A 23,824-nucleotide genomic window follows, 5' to 3' on the forward strand; every position below is an offset into this window, starting at 1 on the left:
GAGGAATGAAACGCCGGGAACTGCTGGCCTCCATTACCCTTTCCTTTATTCTCTCATCGTCCATAATAGGCTGGACATTCCTCTCGATAGCCTTAAACCAGAAAAATGCATCTGGAATTCTCAGGACATACACCGCTATCCACTTGGATATACTAGTTCCCGCGGTAGTCTACCTCTGCTTCGGTTACCTCCTGGGAAGCAACCTAAATAGCAGATCCCTTGAAAGAGTCGGCATTCCCGCGTTTCTACTTTCATTTTTCCTCACATTGGCATTCTCAACCCCCTTCAGCACCGTGCTCCCCCCATGCAGCACTTCCGCGGGTGAGGAGGATTGTCTCTTGCAGCTGGCGTTCATAACCAGCACCTCGCTGTTCTTCATAGTCGGATGGGCAGTTTCCTCAAAGGGAGGAATCAAGGGGAGACATCGGAAACCTCTTTAACCTTCCACCCCAACTTTTCCCGGTGGTGCTATGAGGGCTTTCATAGCCATAGAGGTTAGCGATACCGTCAGGAACAACCTCATTAAAGCCCAGGAGCGGATAGGAAGCAAGGCTGCTAAGATAAAGTTCGTCGAGAGGGAAAACTTCCATGTGACGCTCAAGTTCCTAGGTGAGATAGATGAGGCCACCGCAGAGGAAGTGAAGAAGGCTCTAGCAGAGATAGCGAAGAAGCACAAAAAACACAGAGCAAAGGTGAAGGGAATAGGCGTCTTCCCGAACCCGAACTACGTGAGGGTTATTTGGGCTGGAATAGAGAACGACGAGGGGATAAAGGCCATAGCGAACGACGTCGAGAGGGAGATGCGCCGTCTGGGCTTCAAGAAGGATAAGGATTTCGTCGCTCACATCACAATCGGCCGCGTTAAGTTCGTGCGCGACAAGCTGGAGCTGGCGATGGCATTGAAAGATCTCGCCAATGAGGACTTCGGAGAGTTCGATGTTGAGGCGATAGAGCTGAAGAAGAGCACACTGACACCAAAGGGGCCGATATACGAAACGGTGGCAAGGTTCGAGCTGGCCGAATGAGGTGTGAGCATGGACATCGAGGCCATCATGGGGGAAGTCCTTCGAAGGATAAAGCCCACGGAGGAGGAGAGGGCATTCATCAACGGGCTCATGCGGGAACTGGAAGATCTTGTCAGGGAAACCAGTGAGGATCTCGGTCTCGACGTTAGGCCGTACTTCGTGGGTTCGCTCGCAAAGGACACCTACTTGGCAGGAGACCACGACGTCGACCTCTTTCTGGCTTTTCCTCTGAGAACTCCCCTCAAGAAGCTTAGAGAGAAAGGCCTCGAACTTGGAAGAGCCATAGCAGAAGAGCTCGACTCGTATGAGATAGCCTACGCGGAGCACCCGTACGTGAGGGCCAGCTACAAAGGCGTTAAAGTCGATCTGGTTCCCTGCTACGATGTAAAGGACTGGAGGGACGTTAGAACTGCCGTCGACCGCTCGATTCTGCATACAGAATGGGTGCTGGAGAACCTGAAAGGGAGGAACGATGAAGTCAGGCTCCTTAAAAGGTTCCTGAAAGGTATCGGGGCCTACGGCAGCGAGATCTACGTACGCGGCTTTTCAGGCTATCTGGCCGAGATACTCGTGATAAAGTACGGTTCCTTTCTGGAGGTTCTCAGAAACGCCGACTTCATGCTCAGGCAGAAGATCATCGATCCTGGAAACTGGCTCAAGCATGAGTACGAGACTGCAATGAAAACCATAAAGCGGGAAGCAGAAGAAGACAGACCTCTGGTGGTTATAGACCCCGTTGACCCCAGAAGGAACGTAGCAGCTAACCTGAGCTGGGAAAAGTACGGGAGGTTCTACTTCAAGGCCCAAGAGTTCCTTCAGAATCCATCGGCAGGATTCTTTTTCCCGACGGAATTTATCGGAGGAGACTACCTAGCAGAGCTGAGGAGAAAGGGAACGCACCTTGTTACACTGCTCTTTGCTGTCCCGGAGATGGTGGATGACCTGCTCTTCCCCCAGCTGGAGAGGAGCGCGAAGGGTTTTGAGAAGGCGCTCGCGAGGGAGGGTTTTGCAGTTTTAGGGTGGAACATCGGAAGGTGTAAATCTGGAAAGGCCTTCATAATGCTTGAAGTCGATAGGATTGAAAGGCCGATGGTTAGAATCCATCCAGGTCCAGAGTTCTTCACCAACAGGGGTTGGGACTTCTACCAAAAGAACGAGAGGGTCTGGCTCGTTGGAAAGAGGCTCTACGCCGAGAAGGCAGTTAAAGAGTCGATCACCGATGTAATCCTTGAGCTCCTCGAAAAGAACCAGGTGGCCATGGGGAAGAACCTGAGGAAACCAATAAAAGGAACGGACGTTCTCGTGGACTACGTCCCGAGGGATCTGGAGACGGAGGCGTATCTGTTTTTGAGCAGGAAAAAGGAGGGGTTAAAGAACTAAGCCCTGTGCTCGCACCATTCCCTCCTCTCCCAGTTCCCGTGAACCTCTCCGGGTATGTGGCCTGTGTCGGCCACCGCCCCCTTGAAGTCGTAGAGTATTCCCAGGGCTTCCTTAACCTCATCTGGCAACGCCTCCTTGCCCGTGTAGAGCGCCGCCCTCGTGACGACGTTGTATTGACTGTTGGGAACCTCGCTCTTCAGGGATTTGAACCAGGCCTTTTCCGTCGTCTCCCAGCCCTCAAGTCCTGGGAGCTTGTAGAGGTCGTAGTCGTAGTAGAGCTGCGGGAAAGCCAGGAGCTTCATGTATTCAAGGAGGAGGAAGTTGGCCCTTTCCCCCATGCCCTCCTTCATGTAGACCTCCATGAGCTCAATCAGGGCCTTGCTTATCGCGGCGACGTTTCCAAAGGTCACCCTCGTGTCGATGTTCTCCCAGAAGCGCGGACAGGAGTGGTTGGCCAGGAGCATCATGTAGTATATCCTACCAAGCTTCATAGCCAAGGTAGGATCAACGTCCTTTATAGGCTCCATGATGTAGTCAACCCCCGTGTCCATCTCAAAGTACTCATAGTGCTCCCTGAAGAAGACGCGAGCGTAGCGAACAAGGAATTCCTGAATGGACTCTTTGTTCGCCTCTGGGGAGTGCCCCCTGATGAGGTCTATGACGCCAAAGCGGACGGCCCTGTTGAGCTCGCGGAACAGCTTTGTAAACGCATACTTCCAGAGCTGGGAGATCTTCTTACCCCTGTAAAAGCGGTTTATGACCTTACCGTCCTCCCGCCTCATACCGAGCCATCTCATATCGCCTGTTCTGCCGTCGAGGCTCAGATCATAGTAGTCGCTCCAGCTTGAGTAGTCCTTCACGTTTATCCTGAAGTACTCACTACACTCACCCTCAAGGCACCTGTACTCACCGCTCCGCTTCTTTCTCACGAAGTGCACGGCGTTGATGCCCTCGACACCCTTCTCATCGAGACCCCTCATCCATCCGAGGAACCTGTCGAGTTGCTGGGGATTGGCCAGCAGTGCCTCCAAGTCACTCGCAAGGTGGACCAGGTAGGGGATACCCTCCCTTTCCTTGAAAACATCAACTCTGCCTTCTGAGACTGCTCTGACCAAGCCATCGACGTCGAGGGTGTTGAAGGCGAAGGCGTCGCTGAGCTGATGGTCCCTGCCAAAGACGTACGCAAGCTTCCCACCACATTGGTAAGTGTTGCAGGAGAACTTGGCCTGAGGAAGGTTCAGACCAACAAACTGCCTTTCGTCAAGGAGGAAGAGGACGTCCGCACTAGTTGCGTTCACCACTATCCCTGCAGTTTCCTTGGTTATGACTCCCTCGGGGAGCCAGTAGCCCACTACCTTCTGATCTTTTATGAAGGGGGCGTAGAAGTCAAAGGAAACCCTCGCAAGGACCTCCTGGTCAAATTTTCCGAGGTGTGGCATTATGGGATGGAAGGGAGTTGTGGGAACTACCTCCACATGATCCATGAGGAGTTCAACTATCTCACCGTATATCCTGGGTTTGTAGCTGAGTATTGTGTAGAGGGTGAAGGGCTCAAAATCGACGCTCACGCTCTTCTCGGGTAGACTGCCGAGAACATCGGCAGTGTACTCGTAGGCCTTAATGACCGCCCGGGTCCAGTTCCTCCCCTTTACCTCGACGTCTCTTATTTTTAGAGAGACCGGGCTGAGCCGTTCGGAGTACTTTATCGGATCCCAGCCCGAGCCATCGTGGATGTAGATTATGTCACCCGGCTGGTAGGCATGGAAATGGTATGATCGTTTCATCTGCATCCGTCTCACCCTAAAAAGATATGATTGAGAAGTTTATTGCTCTTTCTCCAGTTCATTGTTACCCAAATTTGTCCGATAGTCTAATAAACTCGAACATCAAATTTCTAGTGGTGGAAAGATGGAGAGGGAGTTTCGAAAGATCCTGGGCGAAGAGCTGGCCAACTACCTCGAACTTCTGAGGGCTAAGATGGCCTTCGCGGAAGAACTCTACGGGATAAAGATGAACTACGTGCCGCTGATAACTGAGGGGGAGATAGTCGTACTGGACAAGAACGACGGAAGGGTAAAATGGCTGAAGGACAAGAGACCTCTCAGCATGGAGGAGTTCAAAAGACTGTCGGAGAAAATAAAGGAAAACCTCGAAAGCGGCTACGTGGAGAGCCTCCTAGCGATGAACATGTCGTGCGTTGGTGGGCCCGGGGAGTAACGACCTCCCTGCTCTGAAGAAAGTTTTTCAGGGAAAGAGTCAAACAAGTTCGAAATTCACTTTCACGGGAGTGGTGTTGGCAAGGTTGTCGCTTATAGGACAGCGCTCTTCCACTTCTTCCAGCCATCTCTTGAGGGTCCCGGGGTCTGCCTCGGTCTTCACTTTTATGATCGCCTTGACCTCCTTGAAGCCTGCCCTCCCCTCATCGGCACCCATGAACCTTGCCGGGTTGAAGATCCCCTCGATCTCAACGCTCAGATCTTCAATGCTTATCTTCATGTCCTTCGCAACGAGGGTTGCCACGATGTTCAGGCACCCCGCCAGTGCCGCAAGCTGGTAGTGGAGGGGGCTCGGGGCGTCACCACCCAATTTGTCCACGGTTATTTCAAAATCCTCCCCCACGACTTTCATTTTCGTTGGGGAGAGCCTCACACCGGAGAGCCTTATCGGCATGTCCTTATACTTCGGCATTTTTACCACCTCGGAGATTGATCCGCAGGAAGCTTTAAAAGAATCTCCGAAACCAAAGGTTTAGAAATCTCGGTTTATAGAAAGGAGACACCGGGGAGAAAAATGAAGCGTGAGGAGGCAGTACTGCTCGGAATCACGGCGATATGGGGTTCAACGTTCCCCATTATGAAGATAAGTCTCGAAAACACTGCCCCAGTGCTCTTCCTCGCATATCGCTTTGGGATAGCTTCCGTCCTTATGCTGCTAATTTTTAGAGGGAGGGTCCTCAAAAGGGATACTCTTAAGGAGGGCTTCGTTCTCGGACTGACCCTCTTCTTCGGCCACGGTTTCCAGATAATTGGGCTGGAGTACACAACCCCATCCAACTCCGGATTCATAACATCTCTCTACGTCGTGTTCACCCCATTTATCGCGTACTTTCTACTAGGTGAGACCATAAACCGGAGGGACATTACATCTCTCCTAACAGCCCTCACCGGCCTGTACATGATCTCGGGAGCAAATGCCAGAGTAAGCTACGGCGACCTGCTGACGGTTATGTGCGCGGTGAGCTTCGCGTTCCAGATAGTCCTCGTCGAGAGATTTGGAGAAAAAGACTACCTGAGCCTCGCATTCTGGCAGATATTCTGGAACTTCCTGCTGTCAGCTGTCTATGCGGCATTTTTTGAAGGGTTCAGTATTCCAACCGATCCCACCCCAATATTAGGAGCCCTCTATACTGGCATTTTTGCAACGGTGCTCGCCTTTACCCTCCAAATGAGGTATCAGAGAAGCGTTAAAGCCTACAAAGCGGCCCTCATATACTCATTAGAACCGATATTCGGCCACCTAGCTTCGTTTGCAATGCTTGGGGAAGTGCTGAACCCCACCGGTTACTTGGGAGCCATTCTTATCCTCGGTGGGGTCTGGAGTGAGATATCAAGGGATTAGCCGCTCAAAATCCTCTGGAGAAGTCTCCATTCACGCTCGTTCCATGCGCTTCTCTCGGAGACTATAATCACCGTCCCCTTGTGAATGACGGCAAAATCCCGGAGGGCCCCGAGGAATTTGGCGAGGGCATCAAAACCGTTATAGATGTTGAGATACTCCAGACAGTCGAGAACGACAATTCCCCTGCCCTCCAAAGAGTTAAGGTAGCGGTTTGAGAGTTCCAGTATTCTGGGCAGGTTGGTCGGGGGAATATTACGCTCCCCCTCCACCTGAGTCACAAAGTAAACGGTCCAGCTAGATGGAGGGTCCGTGATCTTCCTCAGGAAAGCAAGCACTGAGAGGTTCCCCAGTTCCGGGAGCATCCTCCTGTATTCCTCCGAAGTGATCAAGATAGTTCCAGGGGCGAGATCCAGCTCTTTGACCTCTGGAACAGTGGGAAGACCCACGAACCATTCTGCTGTCGAAAAGCGCACAACTGCCAACGCCAGGAGTATCGTCAGCGCAGCGCTTATACTAAAACCAATCGGGGCAAACCATCCCACCGGCCTCAAGAATGGATAGTCCATCTCATGGAGCCCATATAAGATAAGAAGGGTTCCAAGATACCTAACATCGTTTCCATAGAGCTCAGTCATGCCGAGCAATACAACGCCAGAGAAAACCATAAACAGACCGGAAACCCCGTAGGTAACTCCAACGGTGGCCATCCAGTCAGCGGACACCCCCAGGGCCTCAGAGGCTAGCATATACAGAGCCAGCGCAAAAGGAGTGGATGATATTACCAATCCCTTATGGAGGTTTAGGGAGAAGCCCTCCTCATTGAAAAGGAGCATCACCGCGTAAAAGACAAGAGAAGCGGCCATTGCTTCCATCACGGAAGTTATCCTCTCGTAAGAAAGAACGTCCCCCACAACCTGAAGGGCCATGAATAGAAAGGCAAGGGAGAATATCACAGCCGACTTTCGAAGGCTCTTTCGGTAAGAGCGCAACAGGTAAGCAAAAGCTGTTATCTTCGCGCCCACACTTAGACTTTGGCCTATTAGCAAAAAAACTGGGTTCACAGGATCACCATGGGATATACGAAAATACAGATAAATACCTTTCGGAAATTCGGCAAATTAAAGAGGGATCAAACTCAGACATCATTATTAAAAACCCCTGGCTATGTATATTAATCCCAATGAAGTACAGAGATAATTGAAGAAAAAACAAATGGGTATTTCCTGCCCCCTTCAGAGAACGCGTGAAAACCGTCTTTTTTATTAAGTACTTCGCCCAAATTATAGAAGGGTGGTACAATGCGGTTTGAGGTGCTGTCTAAGGAGGATATGAATGCTCTTTCCAGGGAGCTCAGCAGGGCAGGAATAATGAACAGAAAGGTTGAAGAAGTCTCCCACGAGACCGCCCACTACATTCTAATCAGGGGGCGATACGGAGAGATCTTCAAAAACGCTGAAGAGATCGAACCCGTTGAAGAAATCCTCCAAAATCTCGGGAAAGCCTATGATAAGCTGATTATGCCACTTGGACTAGGAGAGGAGATCTCGGAAGAGGAGTTCCTCAGCGAGCTGGAGGTTGAGAGGCTGATCCTGCTCACGGCGCTGATCGAAGCCAATGCCGCGGAAGAAAACAACGGTAGGATAAAGCTCCTGAAGAAACCCAAACTGGAAGACCTCATCATAGAGCTCAGATTTCCCGTGGAAGAGCTTGAAGAATACCTAGACATCCTCGAGGAGAAGTTCGATGTAAAGATGCTCAGTGAGGTTTCAATGGTAAAGAACTACTACGTCGATGTGCTCGAAGTCGACAGGGAGTTAATAGAGCAGGCGCTGGAAGTTGCAGAGGAGTACGCCACAGAGGAGAGCTATGTGGAGGCCATGTTCATCGGCATAGCAAGATCGATCCTTGCGGAGACCATTCTCAACCTGGCGGAGAAGTACAGGAGAAAGGACGAGCTGATCAAAGCCCTTCTCGAAGGGGAGCCCGTAGCAGTGGAGGGGGAAAACGAGAGGATCTACGTCTATTTTGATGAGGACGCCATCGAGAGCTTTCTAAAGGAGCTCCAGAGCTTGGGCTACATAAAGGTCAAGGGGAACAGGATATGGGCATGAACCCATAAATTTTAAAAAATCGAGCTGGGGATGAATGGAACGGAGGTGGGACGATGGTAGGGCTCAGGGCTCTCACCTTCGTTGATAGGGACGGCGAGCTCTACTATCGGTGCCCGCGCTGTGGGAGAATCTTCAAAAAGAGCAAAGACTACATCAGGCACGTTAACAAGGCCCACGGCTGGATCTTCAGGGAGAAAACAGCCCCAGAAAAGGCTTAAAGATTCTAACTTTTTTTCGGGATGAGGAGAGCTGGAGTCTGATCAATGATGAGCGGTTAGGGCTTTCCGACCGTTCCAGACTTCACAATTTTTATATCATCGCCGGGGCTGAAGCCGTTGTTGTCTCCCTCAAAAGCCCTCAAAAACGGCAGTACTTCTCCGTCCTTCTCGCGCCACTCTCCCACTACCCAGGAAGTCCTTTCCCACCTTCCCGGGTTCTGGAGGATATCTTTCGAGATGAACCATACACCGGCGGCAACGCCATCCATGGAGGGAGCACTTACTACCAGTGCACGGCTTCCGTTGACCTCAACAGCTTGAATCACAAAATACGAACGGGTAACATCCCCCCGCTTCATGCCCTCCTTCACCGCATAGTAGTACTTGAAAGTCGGCCCCACTATTATGGAGTAGTTAACCAGGATCGGGATCAGATACTCCCTCTCCAGAGACGCTATACCCGGGTTCAGTGTTGAGTTTCCCAGAAGGAGGAGGGAGCTATTGGAAGAGACCCGTCTCCCTCTCCCCCTAGAAAGGAGAGAGTTGGCCCATTCTTCGAGCCCCGCCGGTAGCGACCCAGGGACCACGCTCAAATTGTCGAAGTTCACGGAAAGAATGGGCACTTCAATGTATGGATACGGAGAGTGGCAGAGGGAACCGACGCAAGCGTCCGGGGGAATGAGCCCGATATCCCCCCCAGCCGGGCGGAGGTTCACACCATAAGCCCATCCAAGGAAGGAAATAGCAAGATCATTCTCAGGAGGGGCCCCACTTTCAGCTTCATACACAAAACCCGGTCCGACTTGGGGAACAAGCTTGAGGTCATCCCCAGTCCAGTAGTATGGATAGCTGTAGATCGAGGGCGGTCTGGCGACGTTAGCAATGGTGGTGACAATTCCCAGCAACAACAGCACCGCAAATGCCTTCCTCCTCCAGCCGCGGGATACAATGGCCCGGTTTATCCTGCCTGCAACTAACGGAATAGAAAAAACAACTAGATACTGATATACCCTCACCATCCAGTTGGTAAAGCCAAAGCTTCCAAATCCACTGGGCATTACAGCAGAGACCGCGAGAGCGAGGAGTCCAAGGAAAGCCAGGAGGAGAACCAGCAACACCGGCTCTCCAAACCGTTCATTCCCTAGGGCTTCTACGATACTCAGAATGAGAAGGACATTGAAAACCAAGTTCCCAAACTGCATTAGAAGCAGAAAGGCGAAGTTTTCGCGGTAGACCTCACCATAGGTAGTCCTACCCAGGTACACCTGAAGGACGATGGCCAGACTCATGATGATGATCCCCACGAGGACGTATAAGGAACCCCTCTTCCTGACTTCGGAGCGCACGAACGAGGAAATCCAATGGAAGATCCTCACCTTCCCTTCAAGAAGAAAGAGCAGGGGACCGGCGAGTATTAGAAGGAGGAAGCCCAGAAGGATGAAGGGAATGAAGTGCCACCCCACCATCCTGAGGGGGGACAGGCTCGAATGCTTGAGCATCCACTTCGCGGAGAAGAGGGTCATATCATACTGGGGCAGGAGCAGAACAATAATCGGGGCTGAGGTAGAGGGAAGCATCAGAAGAAGGTAGGTCTTAATGTCCGCGCTCCTGAGGAGATCTAGAAGAGAGAGAAACCAGACCAGAGCCACAACTATGACAAGGGAGAGAACGTGAGAAAGGGCCAGGATGATCCAGCCAACTGCCGTCATCACTAGGTACAAGTTCCGCCGAGCGGGGTTTTCCCTATCGTGGAAAATACCAGTGTAAAGAAGGAGAACCCAGAGACCAACCAAGAGCCCAATTCTCTGAGGCCTGACCTCGTTAGAAGACCAGAGGTAGTGACTGCTGAGAAGAAGGGCCAGGAAGAAGCCAACCACAGAACCTTTGTAGGTGCTGAACCTCCTGTGGAAGCCGAGGAGGAGAAACGGGTACAGGATAAAGAAAACGAACGAAGTCAGGAGAAGGGTCCAGACAGGATTTTGAAGTACTGAATTAAGAAGCCTCAAAAGGTAGGGGGTTAGAAGTCCAGAGTAGACGCCTCCAATTTTAACCGTTGAGATGTAGTACGCCTCGTCGAAGGTTGTGGTGATTCTCCCAAAGCTGAACCTTATGAAGAGCCAGATGAGAGCAAAGATGAGAGCAAAGATGAGAGCGAACAAAACTGAACGTATTTTATTGGAGGAGATCAAGAGCACCACCGGCAGAATTCAATAAAATCAATAGAAAAGAAAAGTTTGGAGAGAGGGCATCAGCCCTCTATTATTACTCCAATGTTGTCGCCTGGGCTGAAGCCGTTGTTGTCGTCGCTGGCAAACTGGAGGAACGCCGGGCTGTAGATGAGGCCGTCGGTCTCCTCCCAGTAGCCAACGACGTAGTTGCCGTGGAGCTCGCTGAAGTGCTGGCTGAAGTAGTAGGCGGCAGCCCAAGTGCTGTCGGCGTCGGTACCGTAGATCATGTAGACCGTGGCGCCGGTGTCCGGGTCAACGACCTTCTGGATGACCCAGTAGCCCTTGCTGACGTTCCACCAGACCGCCGGAGCGGTCCAGTTGGCAACGGTCTCGTTGTCGACGACGATGCTGATGGTGCCGTTCTCGGTGACCATCTTGACCGGAGCGATCTCCTGGTACTGGGCGGTTATGCTGTTGGCCTCAGGACCGCCGACCGCTATGATGACATCGCCACTCTCGATGCTGAGGGTGCTCGGAGTGTAGGTCGGCTTGACACCAACGAGGTCGAAGATGAACGACATTGCCTGGTAGTCGACTGAGGTGAGGGCGTTCTCACCAAGGACGATCTTAGCGTTGCCGGTCTGGACGTCGTGGACGAAGGCGGCGAGTCCCTGCGGGGCCTCGGTGTATCCGACGACTATGTTGGCCGGTGAGGTCTGGAACGGTGAGACTCCGACCTCCGCGAATCCAGCCGGGGTGTTGCCCATGAAGGCAACGACCCTGTAGACGCTGAGCGGCGGGAGGGCCGGTATACCGTCGATCTCGTAGTGGCCGTGGGCGTCGGTTGTAACGCTGAGCTCGTTGCCAGCGTAGTCAACGGCCGGGACCCACTCGGTTCCGTTGAAGGTGTAGACGACTACCTTGACTCCAGCGACCGGGTTGTTGTTCTCGTCCATGACGATACCAGCGACGCTACCGATTCCGCCGAACCTAACGGTCTCGACGTTGCTCATGATGCCGTCGTAGGTGGCGTAGACGTTGACGTCGCCCATGAGGGTGAGGAGTTCGTCCGGGGTCATGCCGGTCTTGGCAGCTGAGTAGACCTTGAAGGTGGCAATACCGTTCTCGTCGGTCGTGGCGTTGGTTGGCTCGACGTAGGCTATGTCGCTGTCGACGTTGAACTGGAGGAGCTTGTTGGCGAGCGGACCGTTGGCGGCGCTGATGTTGCCGGCCATGGCGTAAATCTCGTTGATGAGGTTCTCCTTCTCATCGTCGGTGAGGAATGTCCAGGCCTGGATCTGCGGTACTATCTTCTCCTGGAACTGCTGGTCGAACTGGTCCTTGGCGTTCTCGACATAGAGGATGGCCTTGAAGTCGAAGTAGGATCCCTCCTTGGCTGGCTGGATGTCCATGTCTGTGACGCGCTCGATCTCAAGGGTCGGGGTGAGCTGGATGATCTCGCTGAAGCCCTCGAGCGGAGTGACCTGAGCTATCTCCTTGGTGACCTTAGTGTAGATGGCATTGCCCCAGACTGATGAGGCCTGCGGCTCGATCGGGATGGCACCCGGAGCCATGGGCGGCTTGTAGGTGTATGTGAAGGTCGTTATGTTTCCGTCGACGTTGACGGTTATGCTCCAGGTGGTCTGATCGATCTGCTCGACCTCCGGGGTGACGTTCTTGTAGATCTTGGTGACGTTCCAGGTCTTAGCGAAGGTTGAGATGTCCTCGATGACCGGCACGTCCTTGGCGATCTCAAGCGGAACGGCTATGACGTAGAGCTTGAACTCCTCGACCGGAGCGAGCGGGAAGACTGCTTCGGTGGTTCCGACGACCTGCTTGTGGTTGACGAAGTCGTAGGCCGGGACGTACGGGCCTTCCCTGTTGTTGAAGGCGACGTAGATGACGGTGGTCTCGTTCGGTGACTCAAGGCTGCCCTCCTTCTTGATGCTGGTGTAGACCCAAGCGAGCTTGCTCATGTCAGGCTCGGTGACCGGAAGCTCAAGCTCTGCGGTCTTGCCGTACTTGTCCTCGCCGGAGATGAAGTACTTTCCGATGTCCGGAGCGTAGAGCTGAATGTTGGTTGAGCCAACACCATTGGTCATCTCAACGGTGAAGCTGGTCTTGATCGGGTAGAGGTCGGTGTTGTTGAAGACGGCCTCACCGGTGAAGGTGTCGTCGATCTGGGCAGTGATTGACTCGTTCCTGTCAAGGACGGCCTTGACGGTGATGGTTATGGTCCTGAGCGTTGCGGCCGGGAAGCTGTCCGGGTCAGCACTCATGACGAGGTGCCAGCCCTCAACGGTGATGTCCTCAGTATCGGTGACGTTGTAGACGGCGTCATAGACGGTGATGGTGTAGTTTCCAGCCTCGAGAGTGACGTCGGCAGCGTAGACTCCGTCGCCGATGTAGGTCAGCTCGGTTCCGTCAAGGGTGACGGTGATGTTCTCGTAGTCGTTGGCACCGGAGTGGACGTAGACCTTGACCTCGGTTGGGATGCCTGCGTAGATCGTGGTGGGCTCAACCTTCACGATCTTGACGAGCTCGTCGACCGGGATCTTGACGGTCTTGGTGACGTTGTAGGCGCCGATGACCTGGACGACGGTCAGGGTGGCGTTTCCGGTCTGGTTGATGACTGTCTTGCCGAAGTCGATGGTTCCCTCACCGTTGACAACGTCGAAGGTTCCGGTGAAGTTCTGTCCGTCCGGAAGGACGAGGGTGACGTTAGCGGTTCCGGTGAACGGGACGGTGTCACCGTTCTCGTCAACATAGGTGAACGGGAAGACCAGGCTGTTCTCGAACTGCGGGTGGACGTAGAGCGGGTGAGTGTCAACCTCGATACCCCAGTCAAGGACGTCGACGGTGTAGGTCTCGTTGTACATGAGGTACTTGTTGCCGAGGTCGCTGACGTAGTAGACAGTGACGGTGTAGTTGGTGTCCTCAGTTAGGACAACCTCCGGGAAGGACTCGGTGTAGAGCTCGCCGTTGACGTAGATCTCAAGGTCGTCCGGGCTGATGGCGGTGACGTTCGGGGTGGCCACGACGCTGAGGTTGACAGGGATGTACTTGTAGACCTTCTCCGGCTCGAAGGTGACGTCGACCTTCCACGGCTTGACGTTGACGGTGGCAACGCCAGCGATGGTCGGGTCGGTGAGGTCCTTGACCTCAACTGTTATCGGGCCGGTGGCGTCGAGCTTAATGCCGGTTATCGTGGCGTGGCCGTTGTTGTTGTGCATCGGGACTATCTGGCTGTAGGCGATCTCGCCGCCGACGTAGACGGTCACGTTGACCATGCTGTCGGCGTCGATCGGGTAGATGACGTTGCCGCTAACGCCCATGTACTGGAGGTCAATCGTGTAGGTGCCGGTCTGGTACTGGTAGATCTCGTCAGGGGTGACCTTGACGTCGATGTACTTCTTGTTGTACTCGATGTTCGGGAAGACCGGGATGTACTGGACGGTCTTAACGAGGCCGTCGCTACCAACGTCGCTGACGGTTATCTTGGCGACACCAGGAACGGTTATGTCCTCACCCGGTATCTCGAAGTAGACGTCGAAGTCCTTCCTGTAGTCGCCGGTGGCCAGCTTCCAGAACTTCTGGCCGTTCGGAAGCTCGATGGTGACGTTGTAGGTCCTGTACCTAAGCCTGCTGTCGTCCGGGTAGACGCCGATGTTAACGCCGATGATGGCATCCTGGCCGACGGTGAGGCTGTCAGGCGTGGGCTCGGCTGAGACGTACCACTTCTTAACCGGGAACTTCTCAACGCCGGCGTAGGTGAACGGGCTGATGTTGAGAGTATCGTCCCAGTAGGTTATGCTCCAGTCAACGGTGACGTAGCCGGTCTCGTTGAACTGGAGGTCCTCGAGGATCTCGTTAAACATGTCATTGAAGTCCGGACCGTCAGAGCAGACGTCCTCGTAGGTGAATGTCTCGTTGATCCACTTGTCGTAGTTCGGACCGGTGACGTGGACGCTGAGGTTGGCGTTGACCGGGAACGGGAAGGAGTCCTCGCCGAAGACGTGGAGGTCGTCCATCACTCCGATGTAGAAGACGTTGTAGTGAACATAGGCATCAACGTTCGGCCAGTCCTGGACGAAAATGGCGTGCTTGTCGTAGCCGCTTATTGTGGTGTTGTAGGTGCTGCCGTTGGCGAAGATGAGCATGGTCCACTCAGCCTTTACATAGCCGCTCTTGTTGAACTGCATGAAGTCGCTGACGTTGAGGTGGACGTAGGAGATCGAACCGCTGGTAAGACCGCCGTTGGTGGTGTTCACATAGTACTCGAACGGGCCGTAAACTGTTCCATCCGGGCCGGTGAAGGTGACGTTGACGTAGGCCTCGTCGATCGGGAAGTCAACCTCAATGTCGTAGGTGAGGTTGGCCGGGATGTGGTCAACGAACTGACCTGAGTTGATGTGAGTGCAGTGGGCGAGGTTGTTTCCGAGGTTGTAGACGGTGTGAGCACCGAAGTCGCTCTCAATCGGGGCGACGTAGATGTAGAAGATGTCGCTCCTTCCGTAGACGGTGTCGGTGATGGTAACCTTGACTTTTCCTTCGGCATTGAACTTGATGAGCTCGGATATGGCGTAGAGGTCAAGAACGTCCGTAACGTTGAGGAGGTAGCTCTTGGTGAAGCCCGGACCGCTGACGGTGACGTTGAGCTGGGTCTGCGGGACGAACGGGAGGTCCCCTGAAAGGTAGGTAACGTTCTTGTAACCAATAACACAGCCGCAGTCATCGTAAATGGGCACTGTGGTCACTACGGCCTTCTCAAAGTTCACCCAGAACGTGAAGTTAGCCGGTATGTCGACGTAGAAGTGGTTGGTCGCCGGAGGCTTACCGAAGGTGTAGATGTAATAATAGTCGTGCCAGGCGTTGATGCCCCAGTCGTAGACGTTGATCTTCTTGTCGCCCCACTTGGCATAGTTGTTGTCCTTAACGACGACCCTTATCTTCTTGGTGGCGTCGTGAGCAACGAAGCTGACGTTGGTGAGGTTGACGAAGATCTGACCCTGGCCGTTAACGACCGGAACCGAGTTGTTAACCCATATGAGGTCGTCACCGTAGTAGACCTCAACGGTTGCGGTGCTGTTTATAAGAACGAGGTGACCTGGGAGGGTCGAGTTGGTGTAGTTGAACTTGACGAGCATGGTTGCTGGGATGTCCTTGTAGAATCCGTAGCCATAGTCACTTGAGGTGAGGGTGTTCGAGGTGTTGTCGTAGATGTATATGTCAGCGTCAACGTTGATCTGCCAGTCGTAGACGTTTATGGTAACGGTCCTGCTGACGCCGTAGTCTGGCAGGCTGAATGTGACCACGAGCGGGTCGGCGGAGACGTTGTAGATCGTGGTGGTGTTGGTACCGTCGGTAAGGTTGAATGTGCCGCTCATCGGGGTCGCTTCGGATGCTCCCTCGAGCTGGAAGGTTCCAGTTGCATCGAGACCGAGTTTACCGAGGGAGCTGTTTGAGGTTATAGTGAAGGTCACGTTGAACGGGGCAAACTTAACGACCGCGGTGTTTCCGAGGGAGTTGTCCCAGCTTCCGCTTATAGCGGAGGTAACGTTGAGCCACCAGTTGTGAACCTCAACAACCTTTCCAGTCTCGTTGAGCGGTATGGTGTAGGTAAGGCCGTGCTTGGTGTCCTCGAGGACGAGGGTCAGGTAGCTTATGTTTGTGCTCTTAACGTTCGTGAAGTTAATGAAGTAGTCGTTCGGAGAAACGGCGAGTGTGGTGTTAACTACACCAGTGGCTATCTTGTCTGAACCAGCGTAGAGGTATGCCTTGAGCTCGGTCTCGTTCGGGAGGAGTGAGCCGTAGCCAGCCACGAGGGTGTCGTTGAAGTCAACCTGCAGGGTGAGGTTGAACGGTATGTTCTTGAATGCGGCGTTGTTCTGCCAGGCGGATCCGTCCCAGTAGGGGACGCTGCTGACGATGTTGATGTCGTTGTAGTCCTCAACCGGGCTCTCCTTAACGGGGATGTGCTTGGTGGTCTCGTAAGCGACTGAGATCTCTCCACCAATTATTGCGATAACCTGAGCCGAAACTATGACCTCGGAGGCGTTCTTCGGGATCTCAGGGAGGGTGAGGTTAACAACCTCCCAGAGGTCGTCACCGAGGTTGATAAGGCCGCTCTGGGTCTTAAGGACGAGCTGACCTGACTCGTTGTAGTAAACAAGAACCTGGAAGTTGTAGTTGTAGTCACCGCTGACATTCACTGAGAGGTTCGCTGGATACCCCACGAAGGGGTTTGAAACCTGGTTGCTGCCAAATGCTCCCAGGTAAAAGTCAGTGCTCTCAATCTGAATTTGAGGCGCTGCGTTCACTGGCTTAAAGAACGTCCCTGGAAGCACTGAAGCCACCATTAAAAATACCAACAACAAACTAAAGGTCTGCGCTTTCCTGCGCTTATTCATACTACTTCACCTACCTTCCTTTTTTGCCACACTTTGAGGCCGGCCTCATGGAAGGCCAATACCATATAAGCAGGCGAAGAAATATAAACCTTTCGCCCGATTACCGAGCATTATTTAATAATTGAAGGCACAAAAGCTAATTTCATAAGAAAACGCCCATTATCTTCAAAATTTTTCCAAAAGATTAGGGTCTTGAAGAAGCCTGGCCCACTTAGACCCACAGGACAGCCTTTTTAGTATGCCGTCTTTAATACTCCTCCTAAAAACCTTTTTTAAGGCTTTCGGATCAGAAAGTAGCTCGTCTAACATCGAGGAGAGTTCCGCTTTTTGTCGTAGGGTTATGAGGCCCTTTCCATCCTCCAACCCTAGAGTGGTGAAGTTGGGGGCAATGGCGGATGAAACCACCGGAACGGCATCAAAAATCAGCCCCTCAACCACGACCAACCCGAAGGACTCGAAGGAAGACGGAAGGACAAGGATCGTGGCTTTTCCATAGATCGCGGCAAGCTCCTTTGGATCCGCCACCTGACCAAAGAAGCGAACCCTCCCCGAGATCCCAAGCCTTTCCGAGAGAGAGCGGTAGTGATCAAGCAGGTCGCCTCCGCCGACGACCCAGAGCTCCCAATCAGGATGTCTCGGGGAGACCTCGGAAAAGGCCCTCAAAAGAAGGTCGAAGTTCTTGAAGCTGTGGTATCTGGAAAGCTGGCCGACAAAAAGAATGACCTTCTCTTTTCCCATAGGATTATCCAATTTAACGAGTTTAGATTTAGGTCTGGGGAGGACCACGGTAGAGCGGAATCCCTTCTGCTGAAGGGAATCTCTAACTGCAGGCGAGACGGACACTATCCGTTTTGCCCGGGAGAGGACGAATCTCTCAAGGGTCCTCGAGTACAGAGAAGCCAGGACATCGGTTGCAGAACCCTTCTTTAGTCCAACCGTGTGATAAACAATGAGGAGGGGAACGCCAAAGAGGAGGGAAGCCAGAGCGCCGGCATCCGCAGCAGAAGGAACCGGCGTGTGGGCTATTATCAGGTCCGGATTCCACGACTTCACAGTTGAGATTACCCTGAGAACGAACCTCAAGCTCAGGGGTGTGTTGGAGATGACAAAACCAGCTTTGACCCTTTCCACGGGAAGAACAGAGTCCCCAACGCGGACTCTCTCGCGGGAGGATCTCCTTCTGCTCATGCAGATGATCCGGACCTCGTGCTCCTTCGAAAGATCCTCCGCCATTGCCGAAGCATAGCTTTCGAGGCCGCCGCCCTCGGGTGGAAAGTAGGGAGCCAGCAGGAGGATCCTCAACCTCAGCCCTCCTTGAGCATGTAGACGCTTATGAAGAACGAGAAGAAGATAACCTGAAGTCCTAGGGTTATGAGTGTAAGGATGAGCACTGCCTCCCTTATGTGGAAGAGCGCGCCGTAGCCGGTCGCCCTCCACTGGAGGAAGAGCTTAAGCCCCAAGGCGAGGCCGATGAGGAACATCAGACCCCCAAGGAGAAGGCCCTCCTCAAGGATGGAGTAGCGCATGAAGAAGCGAGTTATCCTATCGGGCCTTTCAAAGCCCTCTTTGACGGCGTAGACCTTCGCAGAGACCCCAAAGCCGAGAATCTGGGTTCCAGAGATTACCAGAAGGGAGCCCAAGATGAGGGTGTGGAGCCTTATCGGCTCAAAGAAGTAGGTGTAGCCCATGAGAAACAGACCCAGCAGAAGGAGGAAAAGGCCCGGAAGGAAGAAGAGGTACGTTGGGGAGTAGAGGAGCATGAGGCGGAGGTGCCTCCAGCCGTCCCTAAAAGAGCTCAGCTTTGATTCACCGATCCTGCGGTGGTACCTTATCGGCACCTCCTTTATCCTGAGCCCGTGCTTCGCCGCTTCGATCACCATCTCGCTGGCGAATTCCATGCCCCTGCATTTGAGGGGCAACTTTTCAAGGGCGTCCCTTCTTATCGCCCTCATGCCGCAGTGGGCATCGGAGATGCCGGCTTTGAAGAAGAAGTTGAGGATCCACGTGAGAAGGGGGTTGCCGATCTTCCTGTGAAGCCACGGCATCGCCCCCTCGTCCATCTCACCCTTCAGACGGTTGCCCATGACGAGATCGGCTTCATCCTTCAGCAGGGGTTCGAGGAGCGCAGGTATGTCCTCTGGATCGTAGCTCCCATCGGGATCCATCATGAGGATGAACCTTCCCCTAGCGGCCCTAAAACCCTCAAGGTACGCATCGCCGTAGCCTCTGCCCCTCTGCCTTATAACAACCGCCCCGAGCTCCCTGGCGATCTGGGGAGTTTTATCGGTGCTCCTGTCAACGACTATAATCTCATACCTAAGGCCGGTTCTATCGAGCACCGCTTTTATCCGGGGCAGAACAGTTTGTATGGCCTCCTCCTCGTTCATCGTCGGCAGAACCACTGACACGTCCATGGGCCGCACCGGTGAAAATAGAAAAAGAGGCTTTTAGATTTAACGGAGCTACCCGAGCCCGGACTTCATCTGCTTCAGCATGTCTATGGCCTGGTCTATCATCGAGTCCAGTCCAAGATCGCTCGCTGTAAGGTTAACCGTGAACTCCATGTCTATGGGAACCTCAAGCTCCTCGTTTATGGGCACCTGGATGACGTCATCGAAGGGAACGTCAACCACTGTATCCACTGGAACGCTTAGGGTGTCCCTGAACGGGACGTCAACGGTGGTGTCGATGGGAACCTCAACTGTGGTGTCGAGGGTGGTGGTGACGGGCACGGTGGTCTTGATGTGCGTCTTCACAGTAGTGTTTATGGGGACGTCAACCCACTTATCTATAGGAACCGTGACGTTGAGGGTGAGGTTCTTTTCGGCGTTGTAGGCTGTGGTGTTGACGGTCTGTACTATGTGGACGCGGGTCACGGTGTTTATCGGCACGTCAACGACTTGATCAATGGGAACGTTGAAGCTGACCTCCTGGCTTATCGGAACGTCAACGGTGTCGGTAAGGTTCACCTTAAACGTCTTGTCCACGGAGACCTCGACCGTCTTGTTGATGTGCACTTGGAACACCTTGGAAACGTGAACGTCCACCGTCGTGTTGATGGGAACTTTGACAGTCTTGTGAACCGGAACCTTGACCTCAAAGGTCTTCCCCTTCATGTCCTCCAGGGAACTTATGGCGTCGTCAACGGCAGAGGATGCTTTTCCCTTGAGCTTCATTGCGAACATAACCGCCCCCAGATCCACGACGAGGAGCAGGATCACAAGAACAGTTAAGATGCTGAGCCACACCTTGGTTCCTTTTTCCATGATCCATCCCCCACGCTTAAACAATAAGGGATGAGGATGCCAAAGTATAAATCGTTTACCCTTAATATTTATAGGGATGAGGTTAACTCGAATGGGTGGCACAGATGGGCAGAAAAAAGAAAAAGACCGATGCCGGGGATACCCCAAAAAGGATGATCAAATCACCGCAATTTCCCGGATGGAGCAAGAGGCTTATCCCGTTCCTGATATTCCTCATGGCACTCACAATAAGGCTCATACCCTACAGACTCAAATACCTCGTCGGCTACGACCCATACTTTCACCTCGCGTACCTTGAGTACGCCTCCCAGCACGGGTGGGTCAACTACTTTCCCTACGCCCTCGGCCCGTGGGGCTTTCTGATAAACCACTTCCACCCAAAGGGAATGTGGCTGACACCCTACTCGATCTACAGGATTGGGAATCCCTTCGGCCTCTCAATCGAAGGAGCTTTCAAACTGACGCCCCCCATATTAGGAGCCCTAACTGTGCTGCTCGTCTATTACATGATGAAAAAACTGTACTCGTGGAAGGAGGCATCCCTCTCAGCTCTCATCCTGGCGCTCTCATTTGGTCACGTCTTCCGCTCCATGTCAAGTTACTACAGGGGAGATAACTACGCGCTCTTCTGGTACTCGGCAACCCTGGTTTTGATGGGCTACGGATTGAATGAGAAAGAAGATAGAAGAAAGGTCTTCATCTACCTGACGGCGGGACTGGTGGCAGGGTTCTCAAGTGCCTTCTGGAGCGCCTACTACGTGGTTCTCGCGCTACCCCTCTTGGTTTCAATAGCACTGGCCGCATATTCCCTCTTCCGCGGGGGCTACTTTGGGGATTCCACGCTCACCGCGGCATCGACCGCCGTCGGTGCACTGATGGCTTCAGCGCTGGGACACGTCTTCGGCTTCGGAATGTTCTGGATCCAGAACTGGCAGGGGGAACAGCTGAGATCCATAACCGGCCTGAGCCCGGGCCCCTTAGAGGACGTCTACCTAACACTTCACCTGCTCGTTCTCGTGCCCCTAACTCTGGCCCTCACGGCTTCTCTCTGGGCGGTCAGGTCCAGGCTTCCGGAGGGAACGCGCAGAACTGGCACCATAGGGGTTGTTGCCCTGGTCACAGTCATCTTCGTGGCGATTCTCTGGAAATACGGTGGAACGATGGAGATACTCTCCGCAGGATTAAGCTCCTTCGGAAGCGCAGCCACGGCGGAGATGTCCAGACCCGGCTGGTGGGACATCAAGATGGCCTACCATGCGTTTCTGGCGTTTCTCCCCTTCTACCTCCTCTCCTTCAGGCACTTCCGCGTCCGCGATGCGTTCATCCTGGGAGTTTCAGCTCCACTAATAGCACTGGCGTTCTACTGGACGCGATTCCTGTTCATAGGGTCCCTCGGAGTGTCGCTGGCGGCTGGAATCGGGGCGAGTGAGCTCGTTGAGTTAACAGGAAGATGGAACATGAAAAAGGCAGGGGTCGCTCTCATCATAGTCCTGGTAATCTTGGGCGGCTACCATGGGGTTAAGGCAGCGGCCGATGTCAAGCCAATAGTTGATGAAAACTGGGCCAGCGCGCTGATCTATCTTAAGGGGATCTCGAACGAGAACGACATCGTCTTAACTTGGTGGGATCACGGCCACTGGGTCACCTACTTCGCTCACAGGGCGGCGGTGGCTCAGGGGACACCTAGCAAGCTGGTATCGAGATTCTACCTCGGGAATGCCTCCAGGGAGGAGCTGCTCGAACTGGGGGTTGACTACGTTACTGTTTCCTTTGACACGATCCTCAAATGGGGCTCCGTCAAATCGACGGCGGGGTACACGGGAAGCGAATACGTTCTGATACCCCTGTTCCCCAGCGGGGTTTACGGGGATGCCGTGATCTTCGCCAATGGGCCGTATCAGGTGGGCGTGAGGAAGGCAGAAAACGGGACATGGAGCGTTCTTGTAAACGTGAAGGGCAACACTTTTATCCCCGAAGAGGTCTGGATAGAGAGCGGGGACAAACCTTTCCGGGCCAACGTAACCGGAAAGAAGGCCGGAAACGCGTACCTGTACGTTAATCTCAAGTACGGCTACGCGGTTCTAATGGACGGCAGGACGTTTTCAACGCCCTTTGCTAGGCTCATGTTCACCTCAGAGTACTCCAAGGAGTACAGGCTTGTCTATTCAGACGGGGGAAGGGTGAAGATATTCCAGCTCCTCCACCCCAACGTTGTCCTCGACAGGTCCAACGGACTCGTTCTGCGCTTCACAAACGCGACCGGAGACAGACTGAGAATATACGGCTACACTGACTCGGGGAAGAGAGTATTCTACCGGGAGTACAACGTCTCAGGCCTCAGCGAGTTCCGGGTTCCAGAGACAGTACCCGGGGACGTCATAAGGTACACCTACCTAAAGGGGAGCATCATACTCGACAGGGGTGTCTTCAGGAGGTCTGGCGGGTGGAGCTGAGGGACCTCGCCCGGCCCACTCTCCACCTAACCACCGCGACCCTGATAAGCGCGATAACGGGCTTGATATTCTGGTGGGCTGCCTCAAGGTTCTACTCGGCTGGGGATATTGGAACAGCCTCAGCGGTGATATCCTTCCTGAACCTGGCCTTCGCAGTCTCGACCCTCGGCCTCAACGTTGGCCTCATCCGCTTTTACGGCGAGTTCAACGGAAGAGGAGCCGGGACGACATTAATCATAATGACCGCGCTTTCGCTCGTCCTAACAGGGGTCTACGGGATTCTGAACCCCGGCAAAGCCCTGGGGAGAGAACCGAGCTTTTTTGGGCTCCTGCTGGCAACTGCAGCAGCAGGGGCACTTTACAACGTTCTAGGATACCTCTCAGTGGCATCGGGAAAAACGAGAACTTACGTTGAGATGAGCTTAGCTTACGGACTGAGGGTTATTCCGGTTCCGCTGATGAGATCCCTAGGGGCTCCCGGCCTTTTGGGATCCTTCGGGTTCGGGCTTGTACTTGGACTCTCCCACGGATGGAGAAAGCTCAGGAGCCACATCGTCCCGTGTCTTGATAGGGAATTCCTCAGGGCAAGCTTCGGGGTCTCCCTGAGCAACTACATCGGGAACATCGTCAACCTCCTCCCCGTTTACCTCATGCCAACAATAATCCTGGTCGAGCTTGGAAGGGAGTGGACCGGATACTACTACGTCGGATTCACCCTTGGGAACATCATCCTGGTGCCCATCACCGCCCTTAGCACGATTCTCCTCCGGGAGGAGAGAACAGGTCAAAAGTTCAGAGAGGCCCTTCTGCTGATTCTGATTTACTGGGGCGCCTCGGTGGTGGGAATATGGCTCTTTGGGAACTACGCCCTCCTGCTCTTTGGAGAGGGATACACCAGGGCCATGGACATGCTTAAAGCGGTGGCACTGGGAATAGGGCCCGCAGGGGTCACCTACGTTGGGCTGGCAAAGCTCACCGTGGAAAAGAAACCGGTTTATATCTCCATTCTCAACGTCCTCCGCGGTGGGCTCTTCCTCCTTATCGGATACCTTCTCCTGGGGAGGTACGGCATAGCAGGGGTTGGAATGGGATGGAGCCTCGCCCACACCGCAACTGGCCTTGGGATTGTTGTGCTCTGGAAAAAGCCGAAAAGTTTTTAAACCCTCCCCACTCCC

Annotated in this window: 17 protein-coding genes; 9 read left to right on the forward strand and 8 right to left on the reverse strand. The window is 53.6% G+C overall.

Translation table 11 applies throughout. The features are described from left to right. Positions 1–5 precede the first annotated feature (5 nt). The 3 genes from A3L09_RS10265 to cca are packed head-to-tail and all read left to right on the forward strand — an operon-like array spanning position 6 to position 2,405. Positions 6–440: a hypothetical protein gene (locus tag A3L09_RS10265; RefSeq protein WP_088858865.1), complete on the forward strand. Its 435-nt coding sequence runs from the start codon at positions 6–8 to the stop codon at positions 438–440. Positions 441–470: 30 nt separating this feature from the next. After that, positions 471–1,025, forward strand: coding sequence for an RNA 2',3'-cyclic phosphodiesterase (thpR, locus tag A3L09_RS10270; RefSeq protein ID WP_088858866.1), 555 nt, complete (start codon positions 471–473; stop codon positions 1,023–1,025). Positions 1,026–1,034: 9 nt separating this feature from the next. After that, positions 1,035–2,405 (forward strand): CCA tRNA nucleotidyltransferase, encoded by a 1,371-nt coding sequence (gene cca / locus A3L09_RS10275; protein WP_088858867.1) that lies wholly within the window; start codon positions 1,035–1,037, stop codon positions 2,403–2,405. Here cca and A3L09_RS10280 read toward each other — a convergent pair. Next, positions 2,402–4,195 carry a polysaccharide deacetylase family protein gene (locus A3L09_RS10280; RefSeq protein WP_088858868.1) on the reverse strand — a complete coding sequence of 598 codons (1,794 nt, stop codon included), beginning with the start codon at positions 4,193–4,195 and terminating at the stop codon, positions 2,402–2,404. The genes cca and A3L09_RS10280 overlap by 4 nt on opposite strands. A gap of 118 nt (positions 4,196–4,313) precedes the next feature. On the opposite strand from A3L09_RS10280, the gene A3L09_RS10285 reads away from it, so the two are divergent. Then, the gene (locus A3L09_RS10285) at positions 4,314–4,622 is read left to right on the forward strand and encodes a hypothetical protein (RefSeq protein WP_088858869.1); all 309 of its coding nucleotides are present in this window, start codon (positions 4,314–4,316) and stop codon (positions 4,620–4,622) included. Between the two features lie 39 nt (positions 4,623–4,661). On the opposite strand, the gene A3L09_RS10290 is transcribed toward A3L09_RS10285, so the two are convergent. Beyond that, positions 4,662–5,093 (reverse strand): OsmC family protein, encoded by a 432-nt coding sequence (locus tag A3L09_RS10290; RefSeq protein ID WP_088858870.1) that lies wholly within the window; start codon positions 5,091–5,093, stop codon positions 4,662–4,664. 102 nt (positions 5,094–5,195) lie between these two features. Here A3L09_RS10290 and A3L09_RS10295 point away from each other — a divergent pair, with 102 nt between their 5' ends. Then, positions 5,196–6,023 (forward strand): DMT family transporter, encoded by an 828-nt coding sequence (locus tag A3L09_RS10295; RefSeq protein ID WP_088858871.1) that lies wholly within the window; start codon positions 5,196–5,198, stop codon positions 6,021–6,023. On the opposite strand, the gene A3L09_RS10300 is transcribed toward A3L09_RS10295, so the two are convergent. Continuing rightward, positions 6,020–7,045, reverse strand: coding sequence for a DUF835 domain-containing protein (locus tag A3L09_RS10300; RefSeq protein WP_232473534.1), 1,026 nt, complete (start codon positions 7,043–7,045; stop codon positions 6,020–6,022). The two genes, A3L09_RS10295 and A3L09_RS10300, sit on opposite strands and share 4 nt — an antisense overlap. Before the next feature lie 276 nt (positions 7,046–7,321). On the opposite strand from A3L09_RS10300, the gene A3L09_RS10305 reads away from it, so the two are divergent. Further along, a complete protein-coding gene (locus A3L09_RS10305) occupies positions 7,322–8,134 on the forward strand; it encodes a hypothetical protein (RefSeq protein ID WP_088858873.1) in 813 nt (270 codons plus the stop codon). Between the two features lie 53 nt (positions 8,135–8,187). Further along, entirely contained in the window at positions 8,188–8,352 is a 165-nt protein-coding gene (locus tag A3L09_RS10990; RefSeq protein WP_198362273.1) for a C2H2-type zinc finger protein, read from the forward strand. A 56-nt stretch (positions 8,353–8,408) separates the two neighbouring features. Here the strand turns inward: A3L09_RS10990 and A3L09_RS10310 are convergent, their stop codons facing one another. The 5 genes from A3L09_RS10310 to A3L09_RS10330 form a co-directional block, all read right to left on the reverse strand. After that, positions 8,409–10,547 carry a hypothetical protein gene (locus tag A3L09_RS10310; RefSeq protein ID WP_232473535.1) on the reverse strand — a complete coding sequence of 713 codons (2,139 nt, stop codon included), beginning with the start codon at positions 10,545–10,547 and terminating at the stop codon, positions 8,409–8,411. 53 nt (positions 10,548–10,600) lie between these two features. Beyond that, positions 10,601–16,879 (reverse strand): carboxypeptidase regulatory-like domain-containing protein, encoded by a 6,279-nt coding sequence (locus A3L09_RS10315; protein WP_157727234.1) that lies wholly within the window; start codon positions 16,877–16,879, stop codon positions 10,601–10,603. Between the two features lie 216 nt (positions 16,880–17,095). Then, positions 17,096–18,232: a glycosyltransferase family 4 protein gene (locus tag A3L09_RS10320; protein WP_088858876.1), complete on the reverse strand. Its 1,137-nt coding sequence runs from the start codon at positions 18,230–18,232 to the stop codon at positions 17,096–17,098. A gap of 2 nt (positions 18,233–18,234) precedes the next feature. Beyond that, positions 18,235–19,344 (reverse strand): glycosyltransferase family 2 protein, encoded by a 1,110-nt coding sequence (locus A3L09_RS10325; protein ID WP_088858877.1) that lies wholly within the window; start codon positions 19,342–19,344, stop codon positions 18,235–18,237. 48 nt (positions 19,345–19,392) lie between these two features. Next, a complete protein-coding gene (locus A3L09_RS10330; RefSeq protein WP_088858878.1) occupies positions 19,393–20,196 on the reverse strand; it encodes a hypothetical protein in 804 nt (267 codons plus the stop codon). Positions 20,197–20,300: 104 nt separating this feature from the next. Here A3L09_RS10330 and A3L09_RS10335 point away from each other — a divergent pair, with 104 nt between their 5' ends. Both A3L09_RS10335 and A3L09_RS10340 read left to right on the forward strand, forming a co-directional pair. Next, complete coding sequence (locus tag A3L09_RS10335) at positions 20,301–22,649, forward strand: STT3 domain-containing protein (protein WP_088858879.1); 2,349 nt, start codon at positions 20,301–20,303, stop codon at positions 22,647–22,649. Next, positions 22,640–23,809, forward strand: a complete 1,170-nt coding sequence (locus tag A3L09_RS10340; protein ID WP_088858880.1) for a lipopolysaccharide biosynthesis protein — start codon at positions 22,640–22,642, stop codon at positions 23,807–23,809. The genes A3L09_RS10335 and A3L09_RS10340 overlap by 10 nt, the downstream gene beginning before the upstream one ends. Positions 23,810–23,824 lie beyond the last annotated feature (15 nt).

The organism is Thermococcus profundus, assembly GCF_002214585.1.
In the GTDB taxonomy this organism is placed as follows: domain Archaea; phylum Methanobacteriota_B; class Thermococci; order Thermococcales; family Thermococcaceae; genus Thermococcus; species Thermococcus profundus.

What these genes read in the sequence shown, in the direction of transcription:
- A3L09_RS10265 (WP_088858865.1), top strand. Translation starts at nt 6, where the DNA reads ATGAAACGCCGGGAACTGCTGGCCTCCATTACCCTTTCCTTTATTCTC.
- thpR (WP_088858866.1), top strand. Translation starts at nt 471, where the DNA reads ATGAGGGCTTTCATAGCCATAGAGGTTAGCGATACCGTCAGGAACAAC.
- cca (WP_088858867.1), top strand. Translation starts at nt 1,035, where the DNA reads ATGGACATCGAGGCCATCATGGGGGAAGTCCTTCGAAGGATAAAGCCC.
- A3L09_RS10280 (WP_088858868.1), bottom strand. Translation starts at nt 4,195, where the DNA reads ATGCAGATGAAACGATCATACCATTTCCATGCCTACCAGCCGGGTGAC.
- A3L09_RS10285 (WP_088858869.1), top strand. Translation starts at nt 4,314, where the DNA reads ATGGAGAGGGAGTTTCGAAAGATCCTGGGCGAAGAGCTGGCCAACTAC.
- A3L09_RS10290 (WP_088858870.1), bottom strand. Translation starts at nt 5,093, where the DNA reads ATGCCGAAGTATAAGGACATGCCGATAAGGCTCTCCGGTGTGAGGCTC.
- A3L09_RS10295 (WP_088858871.1), top strand. Translation starts at nt 5,196, where the DNA reads ATGAAGCGTGAGGAGGCAGTACTGCTCGGAATCACGGCGATATGGGGT.
- A3L09_RS10305 (WP_088858873.1), top strand. Translation starts at nt 7,322, where the DNA reads ATGCGGTTTGAGGTGCTGTCTAAGGAGGATATGAATGCTCTTTCCAGG.
- A3L09_RS10990 (WP_198362273.1), top strand. Translation starts at nt 8,188, where the DNA reads ATGGTAGGGCTCAGGGCTCTCACCTTCGTTGATAGGGACGGCGAGCTC.
- A3L09_RS10315 (WP_157727234.1), bottom strand. Translation starts at nt 16,879, where the DNA reads ATGGTGGCTTCAGTGCTTCCAGGGACGTTCTTTAAGCCAGTGAACGCA.
- A3L09_RS10325 (WP_088858877.1), bottom strand. Translation starts at nt 19,344, where the DNA reads ATGGACGTGTCAGTGGTTCTGCCGACGATGAACGAGGAGGAGGCCATA.
- A3L09_RS10330 (WP_088858878.1), bottom strand. Translation starts at nt 20,196, where the DNA reads ATGGAAAAAGGAACCAAGGTGTGGCTCAGCATCTTAACTGTTCTTGTG.
- A3L09_RS10335 (WP_088858879.1), top strand. Translation starts at nt 20,301, where the DNA reads ATGGGCAGAAAAAAGAAAAAGACCGATGCCGGGGATACCCCAAAAAGG.